Genomic DNA, 15,471 nt, shown 5'->3' on the forward strand with positions numbered 1-15,471 from the left:
AATTGCAACAAAAAACGGGTATCGAAAGGTAATCCAACCTTTAAAGGGGTGAAAACGATGGGTTATCACAAGATACTTGTTGCTTTTGACGGTTCTGAAGACGGTGTAAAGGCACTCCGGCATGCGATCGATTATGGGAAAGATCGGAAAGTTCATTTGGATGTGGTGACCGTCGTAAAGAGTCACCAGCGAGGCGAACACATTCATGCGATTCCCGGCGCGAGTGCGACGATGTTGCAAGGAAGCGAGGCCGGTCAAATGGCGCCGCGGACGATTAACGCGGAAGCGGAACGGGCCGGTGTTCATCACGAAGTGATGGATGACAAGACGCGGGCGAAAGGGGAGGAAACGCTGAAAGAGGCGAAAGCGGAACTGGAGGGGACGGCGATTTCGTACGAAACGCACGTGCTCAACGGTGAACCGGCTGATGAAATCGTGGATTTTGCGGTGGCGCACGAAAACGACTTGATTGTCGTCGGAAATCGAGGGCTGAGCGGCTTGAAAAAGTTAGTGCTCGGCAGTGTCAGCAAGAAAATCGTCTCACGAGCCCACTGTCCGGTGCTCGTCGTTAAATAATTCATCATGCTCTTCCCGGCAGTCGGGAAGGGCGTTTTTTTTATGAATCCGGGGTTCAGGCGGTCTTGCGAACTTTCCGTCGCATCCGGCTTTCTTTGCTGCTGTTGAATGCAGTTGGGGGTGTTGAAGAAAGTTTCGTCGTGTCAGGCTCGCCGTCTTTCGGTATACTGGGAACTAGAATGGAGGTGGATCCGCATGACGGAACAAGTCAAGCATGAGGTGTGCCGGTTGTACGAACGACTTTTGCAAAGCTGGAACGATCAAGACGCTGCGGGCATGGCATCGTTGTTCACTGGAGACGGCGAGAGTATCGGGTTTGACGGCAGCGAAGGGGTCGGCCCCGGTGAAATCAAGGCCCACTTGCAGCCGATCTTTGAACACCACGAAACGGCAAACTATGTTTATAAAATTAAGGACGTCCGCCTTTTAGGGCCGGGGGTGGCCGTGTTGCGGGCGATGGCCGGGATGGTTCCGCCAGGCAAAACGGATATCAACAGCGAGTTGAATGCGCATCAGACGATGGTGGCGGTTGAGGACGGCGGCAGCTGGATGGTTGCGCTGTTTCAAAACACACCGGCGCAGTATCACGGCCGGCCGGAGCTTGTCGAGGCGATGACGAATGAATTGCGAGAGGTTTAATGAGCGATGTATTTAACGATAAAAGAAACCGCCGAATACTTGTCCATGTCGGAAGCTCAAGTGGAAAGGCTGATCATGCAAGGGAAAATTCGGGCGTTGCACGACGGCGGGGACTATTTAATCTACAAAGAGCAGTTTAATGCCCATTTGCGGGAAGTAGAGAAGGCGAAAAAGCGGCTGGAAGAAGAACCGCTTCCCGAAGATTGGGACGTGAAGGACGAGGATTGAAAAATAGCGGAACCGAGCGACCCTATTTTCGGCTGAGACCGTGGAATAGAGTCCTCTCGTTCCGCTATTTTTTCGGATACTCCGAACTCGCCAAAATAACGTCACTGCGTTCCGTTATTTCGCAGCCAAGCGGCTGCGAAGTCGACGAGCGCACGCTGCTCAACGAGTTTCGCGTCGGCGGAGCCGACGCGGCCGGCGCGGACCGTGTGCGCTTGTTCGAAAGCGGCGCCGATCGCCGGAAAACGGTCTTCGTCGTAGTCGAGTTCGCCGTAGGATTTCCACACTTTGCGACCGTTTTCGAAGATCGGGCTCCGCTTCGTGACCGGCGCGGCCGCGCCGGAATGATGCTCGGCAAGGTGCATCGACGTGTTGCTGTCGTAGTTCGTGCCGAGCATCAGCACATGGCCGCCGAGCCGGTACACGGCGCCGAGCGGCGACGCATCGCCGAGTCCGTCATCGAGCGAATGGTTCGCGGTTACGAACTCGGCGTGCTTGCCCCAGGCGGCGAAGGAATGCACCGGATGGTTGCTGCGCAACACATCCGGAAAGGTACGAAACGCCTCGGCGATCGCGCCGATGAAAAAGGTCGGCGTGATCGCAGGGTCGAACGCCGGCATTTCTTCGCGGACGGGCGCCCACCACGACTGGGGAATGGGAGGGTTCTCCCATTCCGCGGGGTCGGACAGGTTGGCGCTGTGGGCCGGCATGATGAGCGTGCCGTCGGGCGTGAGCACGTCCTGCAGCGCTTGGATGACGGCGACGGGGCCGCCGCACACCCAGCCGAGCGAGCTGAGCGAAGTATGCGCGAGGAGGGTCATGCCGGGCGAGAGCCCGAGCGCTCGTAAATCCCGGGCGAGGGATTTGCGGGTGCGCGGGGCATCCGCACCGGAAATGGCTTTTTCTTCTGACATCGGGGGTACCTTCCTTTCGCAAACAATAACCCGGGCCGTTGACGGCCCGGGTTCCTCTAGTTTACCAGTTTCGGATCGGTCCGTCGTCAAGGCAGCCGGGACGGACGAGTCCTTTTAGAAAGTTCTTGCTGACGGGGAGCGTGACCATATGCTCGATCCAATGGTCGCGCTCGCGTTCGGGCAAGCGCACAAAAAACGATTCCGCGGTGAGGTGAATGAAAGCGTCGTCCTCGCCGCTGATGCCGAAATCAAAGCTCCAGACGCCGGTTTTTGAGATGCGCCCGGACGTGTCCGTGCGAATGATCTTGATCCCGTCTTGTTCCTGGTAGCGATCCAATACGTTCGACTCGAAAAACAGCTGCAGCTTTTCGGGCGTATTTTTTTTCGATAATTCGTTGAAGAACTGTTTTGCGATCGTGATGTCACTGACTTTTTCCAAGCCGATCCCTACTTCTCGATCGGAACGCCGACCATGCTGCCCCATTCGGTCCACGATCCGTCGTAATTCCTGACATTTTTATAACCGAGCAATTCATGCAACACGAACCACGTATGCGCCGAACGTTCGCCGATGCGGCAATACGTGATGACGTCTTTGTCCGGCGTTACTCCTTTGCCGCCGTACAATTCTTTCAATGCGTCTTCGGACTTGAACGTGCCGTCGTCCTCCGTCGCTTGTTTCCAAGGGATGTTGGCTGCGCCGGGGATGTGTCCGCCGCGTTGCGCCGTTTCCGTCATGCCCGGAGGTGCGATCACTTCTCCCGTGAATTCTTGCGGGCTGCGCACGTCCACGAGCGCCGTCGCGCTGTTCAAGGCATCCATGACATCCGGCTGCAACGCCCTCAGCGATGGATCAGAAGCTTTTACCGGGTATTCCGTTTTTTCCACGGACGGTACTTCCGTCGTGTAGTTGCGGTTTTCTTGCTCCCATTTCACGCGGCCGCCGTTGATGAGCTTCACTTTTTCGTGGCCGAACATTTTCAGTTGCCAGTAAGCGAACGCGGCAAACCAGTTGTTGTTGTCGCCGTACAATACGACCGTCGTGTCCGGCGTGATGCCCGATTCGCCAAGCAGGTCAGCCATCTGTTCCGGGCTTAAAATGTCCCTGCGCACATTGTCGTTCAGCTGGGTCGTCCAGTTCCAGGCGATCGCGCCTTCAATATGTCCCGATTCATATGCACTGTTGTCGACGTCGACTTCGACGAGTTGGACGTCTTTGTCGCCTTTATGGTCGTCTGCCCATTGCGTAGAAACGAGTGCTTCCGATTGAATTTCAGCCATTTCGTGTAAAACCTCCTTGAAAAATTGAACTTTGATTTCAAAATACTACTAAACCGGTGGGATTACAAGAGTATTGCTTGATTAGTCGGAACTTTTTATAAAATTGACACCGGAATCACAGTCGCGGAGCGCGCCGATGCTTCGTCGCCTGTTCGAACGCGTAAGCCAATTTTATCAAAACGCCTTCCTCAAACGCCCGTGCCGTGAACGTCACCCCGAACGGCTCCCCTGTCGCCGTGAACCCGCCTGGCACCGTAATCGACGGATACCCGGCTCGCGCCGGCATGTCCGCTCCGAAAATTCGCCGGAAACGCAGCGCATCGAGCCCGTGCTCCGCCATCGCCCGGTCAATGCCATTTTCCCGCGAATTTTCGATGTCATGGATGCGGCTCTCGAGATACGCCGCCTCCGTCAGCGTCCCGCTCGTCGCTTCCGCTTCGAGCAGCAACGTCTGCCCGTACTTCAGCACGCTCTCGGCATGCGCCTCGTTATACGCGATCACTTCGCGCAGCGAATGCGGCTGCCCCGGCGCCAACTTCGCCAGATACGCATTCAGGTCCGCCTTAAATTCGTGCACAAGCACGTCCAGCGTCCACTCGTTCCCCGCGCTCGCTATCGCGACCGGGTCTACGACCCGCGCGCCCATCCGCTCCAGCTGCGCGATCGCCGCTTCCATCACCTTGCGCTGCTCCGGCTCCAGCTCCTCGAAGCATCCTTCGCGAACGACGCCAATGCTTGCGCCGTTCATGCCGTTCGCGTCGAGATGCTTCGTGTAGTCTTCGCGCTCGCGCGGCGCCTTCCCCGTCGCCGGATCCTCCGGATCCGGCCCGGCGAGCGCGCCGAGCAGCAGCGCCGCATCGCGCACCGATCGCGCCATCGGACCTGCCGTGTCCTGGCTGTGCGCGATCGGGATAATGCCGCTGCGGCTCACGAGGCCGACCGTCGGCTTCACGCCGACAAGCGCATGCGCGCTTGCCGGGCTCAGGATCGAACCCGACGTCTCCGTGCCGACGGCGAGCGCCGTCATGTTGGCGGCGACCGCCGCCGCCGAGCCTGAGCTCGATCCGCCGGGATCGTGGCGGCAGGGGCCGTACGGGTTCAGCACTTGGCCGCCGCGCGAGCTATACCCGTTCGGCATGCCTTCCGTCATGAAATTCGCCCATTCGGTGAGATTCGTTTTGCCGAGGATCACGGCGCCCGCTTCACGGAGCTGCTTCGCGACGAAGGAGTCCTTGGCGGCATACGAATCTTTCAATGCGAGCGATCCGGCACTCGCGTGCATTTTATCGCCGGTATCGATGTTGTCCTTGAGCAGGACCGGGATGCCGTGCAGCGGACCGCGAGCACCGCTTTCCGCGCGTTCCGCGTCGAGCGCGGCGGCGATGTCGAGCGCGTCCGGGTTGATTTCAAGGACGGCGTTGATCGCGGCTCCTTCATGGTTATGCTTTGCGATTTGCTCCATGTAAGCGAGGACGATTTGCTCGCTTGTAAGCTCGCCGGAGGCCATCGCCTTTTGCAGGTCGTCGACTGACCATTCTGATAGGTTCATTTCTGTTTTCCCCTTTTTTGTTTGTGATGGTGTTCAAACGAATATGTGATCTGATAAAAAACGAGAATGAATGGGTTCACGATGTTTACAGACATGTGCTCCGCTCAGCAGTTGGAGCGTGATGCGGACGAAATGTCCGCTGCTGCGAAACTTGAAATGTCAGCGGACACCATGAATCTCTGTAAAGAAACCGAACACTGATGACGGAGGCGGCGAAAATGCCGGAATCGCTCATGACAGACGTTATTTCCGGTATAATGCCCGGATTTGAAATTTATCGCTCACTGGAAGCGCTATTTTCCGGAAAGGGTGGAAATTCGCGAAGAAATTCACGTGAATTCGGGAAATAGCGCTCCTCATGAGCGATTTCATCTGAAAATCGCCATTTTTAAGAAAATAAGCCTCCTGGTGAGCGTTATTGGCCATCCCAGCGACAATCTTTCATGTCCGCCGCAGCGGACATGTTCCAATCCGCCCGTCCGTTTTTCCTCCATCTTACACCTGACCCAACCGGCAGGCAACGTACGTCAACTCCCATCACATAGTCTCAACTGACGACTATGTTAAAATTGGAAAAAAAGCGAATGGTGAGAGGATGTGAATGCAAACATGACAAACCAAGTACACTGGGGAATCCTCGGTAACGCCGGAATCGCGCGCAAAGCGCTCATCCCAGCGATCCAACGCGCGGACAATGCGAAGCTGTACGCAATCGCGAGCGCGAGCTCGAACGTGGAACAAGCGGCGCGGGAATATGGAGCCGAACAGGCTTACACCAACTACGAAGCGTTGCTCGAAGATCCGGAAGTGGACGCGGTGTACATTCCGCTGCCGAACGGCTTGCATGCGGAATGGGTGAAGAAGGCGGCAGCGGCGGGCAAGCATGTGCTGTGCGAAAAGCCAGCGGCGTTGACGGCGGCGGAAGCCGCCGATATGGTCACGGCATGTGAACGCAGCCATGTCCTCTTCATGGAGGCGTTCATGTACCGGTTTCATCCGCAGCATGAGAAGGTGCGCGCGCTGATCGCCGAAGGGGCGATTGGCGAGGTGCGCACGATGCGCTCGCGGTTCAGTTTCACGCTGAACGATGCGGCGAACAACATACGGACGAATCCCGAGCTCGGCGGCGGGGCGCTGTATGACGTCGGCTGCTATTGCATTCATGCCAGCCGCTATATGCTTGGAAGCGAGCCGACGCACGTGTATGCGCAAGCGAGAATTGACGGCCGGTTCGGCGTCGACATGACGACGAGCGGGCTGCTGACGTTTGCCAACGGCGTGCAAGCGGCGTTTGATTGCAGCTTTGAGGCGCCGGACGAGGAGTTTTACGAGGTCGTCGGCAGTGAAGGGCGGATTTATGTGGAACGGCCGTTTCGGCCGGACAAAACGGACGACGGCAACGGACGTATCGTCGTGAACGGGGAAACGCATGTGATTGAAGGCGATGCGTACAAGGCGCAAGTGGAGCATTTTTCACGATGCGTACTCGAGCAGACGGAGCCGGTGCATCCGGGAGCAGAAACGGTGAGGAACATGCAGGTGATTGATGCGTGCCGCGAGGCGATGCGCACCGGAAACGCGGTGAGCGTTTCGAGGTGAAACTTTATCGAGGGTTATACGCGGCGCTTGCCGGGTTGCTGGCCGTTTCGTTCGCACTGACGGTGTATTTTATGATTCGGGGTGTGCAATCGGATGCCGGTTTGGCGAAATCGTCTGAATACGTTCGGCCGCACTATCATTTCGTGCTCATTCCTGAGGAAATGGACAATCCGTATTGGCGGTCAGTGCAGAAAGGGGCCGACGCTGCGGCGAAAAAGTACGGCGCCGTTGTCGAGTATCGCGGGCCGGTACAGTCGAATCTTTCCGAACATATAAAAGTAATGCGTGAATCAGTGGCCGCGAAGGTGGACGGCATTCTTACGCAAGGCCTTGATGAACGGGAAGTCGCGGTGATCAATGATGCGATTCAACACGGCATTCCCGTCGTCACTGTGGATACAGATTTGCCCGGCAGCCGGAGGCTTGCCTATGTCGGGACGGACAATTATGCGGCTGGGCTGAAAGCCGGCCGGTATTTGGCGAAGGCGACCGGCGGGCTGGCGAAAGTCGGCATCGTCACCGGAAGTTTCGAATCGACGGGGCAGCGGCTGCGCGTGAAAGGGTTTCGCGACGCGGTGGCGGAGATTCCCGGGATTGAAGTGGTTGCCGTTGAATCGTCGCAGATTTCACGAGTGCAGGCGGCCGAGAAAGCTTATAAAATTTTCCGGGAGCACCCGGAAGTGAATGCCTTTTTCGGGACGAGCGCGCTCGACGGGATCGGGATCTCCGCTGCGGCGCAAAGTCTCGGCCAGTCGAAAACGGTGTTCTTGCTCGCTTTTGATGCGGTCGAGGACACGCTCACTTTAATGAAGGACGGCAAGATTGACGCGACGATTGTTCAGAAGCCTTACGAAATGGGGTATGAAAGTGTGAGGCTGATGGTGGAAATCGTCAACGGCAAACCGGTGACGGAACGACACGTAACGCCGGTGAACATTGTGCTTCCGGCGGACTTGCCGCTTTCGCGGAAGGCGGAACGCCGATGATTCGCATTCGCACGAAGTTGTTCTTGTTTCTGCTGCTTCTCGCAGCGCTGTTGAACTCCGTGGCGTATTTTTTATATCAAAACGGGCAACGCTCGATCGATGAATACAACCGTGTGCTGCAGCGATTTTATTTGTTGAATGAAGTTTCTCAGCAAACCTCGGCGGTTTTCGAACAGCTGAACGTTTATTTGGCGGAACAAACGCCGGAAGCTTACGGTGACTACTTGCGCGCCCGCACTAACCTGAAACGCAAGCAAGATCAATTGTCTGCCATCGCTACGCAAGCCAACGGGTTGACGGTGGATAACTACCGCAACATGATTACGAGTTTCCTTGAAGAATGTGCGATCGTTTCCGGTTCGTTTCAGAGCGGTTCGATCGACCGTTATTCAGCTCATTTGCCGAAGGCGGAACGAATTTCCTTGTTCATCAAAGAAACCACCCTTGATTTGCTCAACGAGGAATTGGCCCGGTATCAAAATTTTTATTTGCAAATGAACAAAAAGAGCGCATATTTCCAATCGATGGGCATTTTCGTGTTCGTCTCGACGTTTTTGCTTTGTGCGTTGTTTGCGCTCTGGTTCTCAAGGGGCATCACACAGCCGATCGGGCAGTTGACGGCGGCCGCCCGGGAAATTTCACAAGGGCAGTTGGACGGGGAGCCGGTGCAGGCGTACACGAAAGACGAATTGCGTTTTTTGACGCAAACGTTTAATGAAATGCGTGCCGACATTCGTCGTCTCGTAGGGGAAATCAAGGAACAATCGGAGCTCGACCAGCTGTTGAAAGAGATGGAACTGAAAAGCTTGCAAAGCCAAATTCATCCGCATTTCTTGTTCAACATTTTGAACACGCTTTCGCGCACCGCCTATTTGGAAGGCGCGGAACGGGCGAGTGCCTTGATCGATTCGACGGCAGCGCTCATGCGCCATAATTTGTCGCGGCTTGATCGTCCGACGACGCTCGGCAAGGAAGTGGAAATCATCCGGGAATATTTCTTTCTCCAGTCGGCGCGGTTCGGAGATCGGGTCTCGTTTCGCACTGAGATTGACGAAGGTTGTTTGCAGCGGCCGGTGCCGAACATGACGTTGCAGCCGATCGTGGAGAATGCGTTCGTGCACGGAATCGAATCGTATGAAAACGGAGCGGAAATCACGATAAAAATTGCGCCCGAAGGCACCGATGTGCTCGTGGAAGTGTCCGACAACGGGGTAGGCATGGACGAGGCGACGCGCCAACGGCTGTTGGCTGACGCGGAAACAGAGGCGAACGGCGATGAGCGGACGTTTGAGGATGCGGACAGGGGTGAACCGGATGGTGCCGGCCGAGGTGAAGCCGCGGCGAGCCGGGAACGGGAGCGGGACGGTTCAGAAGCGGCGAAACCGCACGGGCATTCGACGGGGCTCGGCGTCCATAATGTCATGAAACGATTGGCGTTGTTTTATCGAAAAGAAGGGTTGCTCGACATCCAGTCGGCGGTAGGGCAAGGAACGACGGTTCGCTTGCGGTTGCCGGAGATAACGGGAGGTAAAGATGAGTCGTTATAAAATTATGATCGCCGACGACGAAGAAATTGAGCGGCTGGCGATGCGCAATATGTTAGCCGAAGGCGTCCAAGAAGCGGAAGTCATTGCTGAGGCGGCGAACGGCCGTGAGGCTGTGGCGTTGGCTGCGAAACGAATGCCGGACGTCGTTTTCATGGATATTAAAATGCCGGGAATGGACGGCGTCGAGGCAGTGAAGCGGATCAGGGAAGCGCAGCCGGATGTCAAATTCATTATGGTCTCGGCGTTCGATACGTTCGCGTACGCCCGTGAAGTCATGAAGGAGGGCGTGAAGGACTATTTGTTGAAGCCGAGCAAGAAGGAAGAAATTTGGCGGACGGTTCGGCGCGTGCTCGCGGAAGTGGAAAGCGAGCGGGCGGAGCGACGGGAGCGCGAAGCGCTCGAGGGGAAATTGCGTCAGGCGGAGTCGGTTGTGCGAGCGGAGTGGGTGACGGCGCTGTTTCTGAACCGGGTGGAGGAGGCGGAAGCCGCCGACCGGTTCGGGTTTATTGACTGGCGCGAACAGACGGCGTATGCGGCCGTATGCCGAGTGGCGGGAAGAGAGCAGGAGAAAGCGGCGTATGAATGGCTGCGGCAGGAGTGGATTCGTCGGGAGGAAGCGTTTGTCGGGCCGCTGATCGGCGGGCATGTGCCGGTGCTTGTCCCGGTGCGAGACGGAAAGGATGGCAGGACGGTGCGTGCGAAGGCGGTGCGGGGAGCGCAGCGGATATTGGCGGACTTTGAGGCGGTGTTCGCGGATGTGGCGCTGGCGATCGGAATGGGCACGGAAGTGGAGCGGCTGGAGGCATTCAGTACGTCGTGCGACGAGGCGTTGATGGCGTTGGACCAGACGAACGCGAATGTGCGGGTAATGATGTTTCATGCTTCTTTGAATGCGGGAAGGGGCGCGGAAGATTTGCGGCTTGAGCAGTCGTTGTTGGAAGCGGTTCATGACGGTCAAGTGCAACTGATGCTGCGCCTGTTCGACAAATGGGCAGCTGGAAAAAGTAAAACAAGTGATTTCGGACGGGAGCTCGAAGATGTTGCCTACCGTGCAGAACGGATGACGGAAAATGCAGGTGTTGTACTTGCGCCGCACGAACAAGTCAAGGACTCCGGCGACATTCACGAGCGGGTAGCTGCGGTGCGAACAAGACTGCTTTCGATCGCCAAACAAATGGACAAGTGGCAGCACGAACACGCTTACGGAACGTTGGAAGCGGCGAAACGATACATGGAAGCGAATTTTCAAAGCGCCTTGACGTTGGAAGAAACGGCGGAGCACGTCGGGCTGAGCCCTTATTATTTCAGCAAGCTGTTTAAAGAACGCTCCGGGACAACTTTTATCGACTATGTCACCGATTTGCGCTTGAAACAGGCGAAACAGCTGCTCCGAACGAGCGGCATGAGCTTGAAAGAGATTTGTTATGCGTGCGGATACGGGAATCCAAACTACTTCAGCCGCCTGTTCAAGAAACGGGTCGGCTGTCCGCCAAGCGAGTACCGGTCGAATGGAGAACCGCAAAAAAAGGAAGAAGATCGCAAAAAAAGGAAGGAAATTGACGCCCACGGCGACCAAGGAGTCCCTTACAATCAATCATGACAGCGTTTACATTTAGTAAAGGGGGAATTCCTGAATGAAAAAGAAGTTCAGCTTATGGACGGTCATGCTGCTCGTCGTTGCTTTGTTATTGTCGGCATGCGGCGGGTCTGGATCCGGATCGGAAGACGCATCCGGGGATGCCGGAGACGGCGGCAGCGGCAAAGTCAAGTTGGAAATTTTCAGCTGGTGGACGGCAGGCGGTGAAGCAGATGCGTTAAAAGCCTTGTTGAAAGGGTTCAAAGAAAAATATCCGAACATCGACGTCGTTAATGCTGCGGTCGCCGGCGGTGCCGGATCGAATGCGAAAGCGGTGCTTTCCACGCGGATGCAAGGCGGAGATCCGCCGTCGACGTTCCAGGTTCACGGCGGAGCGGAACTGTTTCAATGGGTGAACGCGGGAAAAATGAGCCCGCTTGATGAGTTGTACAAGGAGAAAAGTTGGCAGGACAAGTTTCCGCAAAAAGTGATTGACATGAACAGCAAAGACGGTCACGTCTGGGGTGTGCCGATTGACATTCACCGCGGAAACGTCGTGTTTTACAACAAAGCGATTTTTGAAAAATACGGCATCGAACCGCCGAAAACGTTTGACGAGTTTTTCGCGGCTGCGGAAAAGCTGAAGGCGAATGGCGTAACGCCGCTCGCGCTCGGCGACAAAAACGTTTGGCCGGCAACGATGTTGTTTGAAAACGTGTTGCTCGGCACGATTGGGCCGGAAAACTATGCGAAATTGTGGACCGGCGAGCTTTCTTTCGACAGCGAAGGCGTCCGGAAAGCGGCAGAACGGTTTAAAAAGATGCTCGATTACGTGAACGAGGGTCATAGTTCGCTCGCCTGGCAAGATGCCACACAGCTGATCATTGACGGCAAGGCGGCAATGAACGTGATGGGCGACTGGGCGGAAGGCTATCTCGTCAGCAAAGGTTGGAAACCGAACGAAGACTTCGGCTGGATCGAATCACCGGGAACGACGGACGATTTTATGATCATCAACGACTCGTTCGGCCTCCCGAAAGGCGTGGAACATCCCGATGCGGTCAAGAAGTTCCTCGGTTATCTCGGCACGCCGGAAGCGCAAGCGGCGTTTAACGAAATTAAAGGATCGATTCCAGCGAACACGGAAACGGACATGTCTGGATTCAACGAATACAGCCAATCGGCGATGAAAGACTTTAAAGCGGCTGATGAAAAAGGAACGCTCGCGTTGAGCCTTGCCCACGGTTCCGCGGCACCTCCGGGATTCTTGAATCAAGTGAACACCGCCGTCAATATGTTCGTCACCCAAAAGGATGTCGATTCGTTCCTGCGATCGCTGAAGCAGGCAAGCTCACAATTGCAGTAACCAATGGGGGCGCCGCAGGCGCCCTTCTTTTCTTTAGGGGAGGGAGAAACATATGAACACGCAACCGACAACTGCAAAACGTCCGCTGCTTCCGCGGACGAACGCAAAACGGCGGCTTTCGAAAGACCAGCTGCTCGCCTTTTTATTTTTAACGCCTTCCTTGCTTTTGATCGCTGTTTTCGTTTACGGGTTCATCGGCTGGACCGGCTATGTGTCGTTGAGCCAATGGAATTCGATCGTTCCCGATTTATCGTGGGCCGGGCTCGACAACTACGTTCAACTTTTTCAAACGTTTCGTTTCCAAGCTGACTTGCGCAACATGGTCGTGTTCACGATCTTGTTCATCGCCTGTGTCATTTTTCTCGGCCAGTTGTTCGCGGTGCTGCTCGATCAAAAGCTGAAAGGCGAATCGTTGTTTCGTAACATCTTTTTGTTCCCGATGGCTTTATCGTTTGTTGTAACGGGGGTTGTTTGGCGCTGGGTATTGAATCCAAAAACAGGAGTCAATCTCCTTCTCGATGATCTCGGCTGGGCGTTTGGCTGGTATACGGACACGAGCGTCGTGCCGGGGTGGTCGTTGTTCCAAATCGAATTCGGCATGCCGATCGCACTCATTGCCGTCATCATTGCGGCCGTCTGGCAAATGACCGGTTTCTCGCTGGCGATGTATCTTGCCGGGCTGCGTGGAATTCCCGAGGAGCTCAGGGAAGCGGCGCGCATGGACGGCGCCAGCGAACGACAAATTTATTTTAAAGTCATTTTGCCGCAGCTCAAACCGATCACATTCGGCGTCATCGTCATGATGCTCCACATTTCGTTGAAAATCTTCGATTTGATTTACACGATGACCGGTCCGGGTGCCAATTTTGTCACCGACATGCCGGCCGTCAACATGTTCGACACGACCTTCCAGGCGAATTTATACGCGCGCGGTGCGGCGATTGCCATCGTACTGTTGTTGCTCGTTGCCGTATTCATCGTGCCTTACTTGATCCGAAGCCGAAAGGGGGAAGCTTAAGATGACTGCACGCTTACTTTCCAGGAGCTTGCTTTATGCAGTGCTCGTCCTGTTCGCCGTCGTCTTTCTCGTCCCTTTTTACGTGTTGCTCGTGACGAGCTTGAAACCGTTCGCCGAAGTGTCGATCGCGACGATGTGGCAGCTGCCGCATACCATCGATTTTTCCAGCTATCGCGCCGCATTTCAACAACTGGCGCCGAACTTTTTGAACAGTGTCTATCTCGTCGTTCCGGCTACGCTCCTTTCCGCACTGCTCGGTTCGTTGAACGGCTACGTGTTGTCGAAATGGAAATTCAAAGGCTCGGAATGGGTGTTTACCGCGTTATTGTTCGGGATGTTCATCCCATACCAAAGCATCTTGATTCCGCTCATCCAAACGATTCAAAAGATCGGCTTGTACAACTCGATTGCCGGTCTCGTGCTCGTCAACGTTGTTTACGGCTTGCCGGTGACAACGCTCATGTTCCGCAATTTCTACGCAAGCATTCCAGATTCGATGATCGAATCGGCGCAAATCGACGGCGCCGGCTTCATCCGCGTCTACCGGCACATCATCGTGCCGCTGTCGATCACCGGCTTCGTCGTCGTCGCCATCTGGCAATTTACGAACATCTGGAATGAATTCTTATTCGCGATCACGATTACCGGCCACGGCCAGCATCCGATCATGGTCGCTTTGCAAAACCTGGCCGGCAGCCAAGTCGTCCACTGGAACATCCAGATGGCCGGCGCGTTGCTCGCCGCCTTGCCGACGATGCTCGTCTACATTCTCGCCGGCCGCTACTTCATTCGCGGCTTGTTGGCCGGTTCCGTCAAAGGATAATCGGAACGAATCGCTCACTAGAAGCGCTATTTTCGAAAAATGTGCCGTTGCGCCGCGGAATCGCGCACCACAGGCCTTATTTTCTTAGAACCCCCGGAAATCATGGCGATTTCCGGGGTTGTAGCGAAAATAAGGTGCTGGATGAGCGATAATCTGGAAATCGCCGGCATTTTGCGCAAATAAGAACGCTCATGCGCGATTTCTTCAAAATCATAAGATCGGATAGTTTCGGCAGGCCGAAACTGTCATCATCCACAACGGACAAATCGCGCATCAGAAGCGCTATTTGCCCAATATCCGCCGATGTTCGCACGAAATCGCGCACCACAGGCCTTATTTTCTTAAAAACCCCGGAAATCATGGCGATTTCCGGGGTTGTGACGAAAATAAGGTGCTGGATGAGCGATAATCTGGAAATCGCCGGTATTTCGCCCAAATAAGAACGCTCATGCGCGATAATTGGGAACAACTCCCCTTCTCTTGTTCAGAAGGGGAGTTGTTGCGTTATTTTTTTATCCCCATAAACACGCCGTAGCCGTGGTAATCTTCATACTTTGTCAAGATCGACAAATTTTGTTGTTGGATCGACTTAATTTCGGCGGCGTTTTCTTTTGTCGCCGGTTCCGCAAGCGAGGGGTCGTCGAAGCCGGGAAGAAAATGGAGGAGGTCATCGGCGAGCGCGGTCGGATTCCACACCTCTACTTCTTTAAACCCGGCTTCTTCGATCATATGCAGCCATTGATCGAGCGAAGGGAGTTCTTTGGCGCCGTACAAGGTGCTGATCGCTTGCTTCATCGCTTCGGGGAGCGGTTTGACGGCCATTAATTCCCGATCAAACAATTCGCCTTCCGGACGCAGCACGCGCACATATTCCCTCAACGCCTTCGGAATATCGGCAAAAACTGTCACTGACTCGCCCAACACGACATCGAACGATTCATCTTCAAACGGAAGCTTCGTTACGTCTCCTTGAACGGCCTTCACGTTCACCCCTTTGCTTTGCGCACGCTTCTGCGTTTTCTCCACCATTTTTTCACGGAGATCAAGCGCGGTTACGTCGCATCCTTTTTCCGCAAGATAACAGGCGGTTTGCCCTGTTCCGGAACCCACCTCGAGCACTTTCGCTCCTGCAGCAATCGGGAAATGGCTCAAAAAATTCAAAGTCGCGGCAAAGCCGCCGGGATGAGCGCCGCCTGCCCCAACGTGAGCTAACATATCATGATAATCCATCGATTTCTGATCCTCTCCTTTCTTCATGTCACATCTTATGGCACATAGCAGGAGATTGGGATGGGTTTCCTTTGAAAAATAGGCCTTGTCTCCGCCGTTGTCCGCTACGGCACAGCGAAAGGGCGCATAGGGTAGTAGTGTA

16 protein-coding genes are annotated in these 15,471 nt (G+C 55.3%); 10 read left to right on the top strand and 6 right to left on the bottom strand.

What is annotated here, in order from left to right; all coding sequences use genetic code 11:
* The first annotated feature begins 57 nt into the window (after positions 1-57).
* The 3 genes from VFK44_04275 to VFK44_04285 all read left to right on the top strand — a co-directional run bounded on the left by VFK44_04275 (position 58) and on the right by VFK44_04285 (position 1,443).
* Positions 58-576, top strand: a complete 519-nt coding sequence (locus VFK44_04275; protein ID HET7627589.1) for a universal stress protein — start codon at positions 58-60, stop codon at positions 574-576.
* A gap of 195 nt (positions 577-771) precedes the next feature.
* Positions 772-1,215 (top strand): SgcJ/EcaC family oxidoreductase, encoded by a 444-nt coding sequence (locus VFK44_04280; protein ID HET7627590.1) that lies wholly within the window; start codon positions 772-774, stop codon positions 1,213-1,215.
* A 6-nt stretch (positions 1,216-1,221) separates the two neighbouring features.
* Positions 1,222-1,443, top strand: coding sequence for an excisionase family DNA-binding protein (locus VFK44_04285; GenBank protein HET7627591.1), 222 nt, complete (start codon positions 1,222-1,224; stop codon positions 1,441-1,443).
* A 101-nt stretch (positions 1,444-1,544) separates the two neighbouring features.
* Here VFK44_04285 and VFK44_04290 read toward each other — a convergent pair whose 3' ends face one another.
* The 4 genes from VFK44_04290 to VFK44_04305 all read right to left on the bottom strand — a co-directional run bounded on the left by VFK44_04290 (position 1,545) and on the right by VFK44_04305 (position 5,184).
* Entirely contained in the window at positions 1,545-2,354 is an 810-nt protein-coding gene (locus tag VFK44_04290; protein HET7627592.1) for an AAC(3) family N-acetyltransferase, read from the bottom strand.
* Positions 2,355-2,415: 61 nt separating this feature from the next.
* Entirely contained in the window at positions 2,416-2,838 is a 423-nt protein-coding gene (locus tag VFK44_04295; GenBank protein HET7627593.1) for a hypothetical protein, read from the bottom strand.
* Positions 2,802-3,635 (bottom strand): sulfurtransferase, encoded by an 834-nt coding sequence (locus VFK44_04300; GenBank protein HET7627594.1) that lies wholly within the window; start codon positions 3,633-3,635, stop codon positions 2,802-2,804. The genes VFK44_04295 and VFK44_04300 overlap by 37 nt, the downstream gene beginning before the upstream one ends.
* 115 nt (positions 3,636-3,750) lie before the next feature.
* Entirely contained in the window at positions 3,751-5,184 is a 1,434-nt protein-coding gene (locus VFK44_04305; protein ID HET7627595.1) for an amidase family protein, read from the bottom strand.
* Between the two features lie 609 nt (positions 5,185-5,793).
* On the opposite strand from VFK44_04305, the gene VFK44_04310 reads away from it, so the two are divergent.
* Genes VFK44_04310 through VFK44_04340 form a run of 7 tightly spaced genes read left to right on the top strand, consistent with a single transcriptional unit; the run spans position 5,794 to position 14,099 of the window.
* A complete protein-coding gene (locus tag VFK44_04310) occupies positions 5,794-6,783 on the top strand; it encodes a Gfo/Idh/MocA family oxidoreductase (protein ID HET7627596.1) in 990 nt (329 codons plus the stop codon).
* The gene (locus VFK44_04315; GenBank protein ID HET7627597.1) at positions 6,735-7,769 is read left to right on the top strand and encodes a sugar-binding protein; all 1,035 of its coding nucleotides are present in this window, start codon (positions 6,735-6,737) and stop codon (positions 7,767-7,769) included. The genes VFK44_04310 and VFK44_04315 overlap by 49 nt, the downstream gene beginning before the upstream one ends.
* Positions 7,766-9,316 (top strand): sensor histidine kinase, encoded by a 1,551-nt coding sequence (locus tag VFK44_04320; GenBank protein HET7627598.1) that lies wholly within the window; start codon positions 7,766-7,768, stop codon positions 9,314-9,316. The genes VFK44_04315 and VFK44_04320 overlap by 4 nt, the downstream gene beginning before the upstream one ends.
* Positions 9,303-10,916, top strand: coding sequence for a response regulator (locus tag VFK44_04325; GenBank protein HET7627599.1), 1,614 nt, complete (start codon positions 9,303-9,305; stop codon positions 10,914-10,916). The genes VFK44_04320 and VFK44_04325 overlap by 14 nt, the downstream gene beginning before the upstream one ends.
* A gap of 34 nt (positions 10,917-10,950) precedes the next feature.
* Positions 10,951-12,258 carry an extracellular solute-binding protein gene (locus VFK44_04330; protein HET7627600.1) on the top strand — a complete coding sequence of 436 codons (1,308 nt, stop codon included), beginning with the start codon at positions 10,951-10,953 and terminating at the stop codon, positions 12,256-12,258.
* A 52-nt stretch (positions 12,259-12,310) separates the two neighbouring features.
* Complete coding sequence (locus tag VFK44_04335) at positions 12,311-13,276, top strand: sugar ABC transporter permease (protein ID HET7627601.1); 966 nt, start codon at positions 12,311-12,313, stop codon at positions 13,274-13,276.
* Between the two features lies 1 nt (position 13,277).
* Positions 13,278-14,099 (top strand): carbohydrate ABC transporter permease, encoded by an 822-nt coding sequence (locus VFK44_04340; GenBank protein HET7627602.1) that lies wholly within the window; start codon positions 13,278-13,280, stop codon positions 14,097-14,099.
* Positions 14,100-14,199: 100 nt separating this feature from the next.
* Here VFK44_04340 and VFK44_04345 read toward each other — a convergent pair whose 3' ends face one another.
* Together VFK44_04345 and VFK44_04350 are read right to left on the bottom strand one after the other, a co-directional pair.
* Complete coding sequence (locus VFK44_04345; GenBank protein HET7627603.1) at positions 14,200-14,568, bottom strand: hypothetical protein; 369 nt, start codon at positions 14,566-14,568, stop codon at positions 14,200-14,202.
* 35 nt (positions 14,569-14,603) lie between these two features.
* On the bottom strand, positions 14,604-15,329 hold the full coding sequence (locus VFK44_04350; GenBank protein ID HET7627604.1) for a class I SAM-dependent methyltransferase: 726 nt from the start codon (positions 15,327-15,329) through the stop codon (positions 14,604-14,606).
* Positions 15,330-15,471 lie beyond the last annotated feature (142 nt).

It is taken from the genome of Bacillales bacterium (genome assembly GCA_035700025.1).
Lineage (GTDB): Bacteria > Bacillota > Bacilli > Bacillales > DASSOY01 > DASSOY01.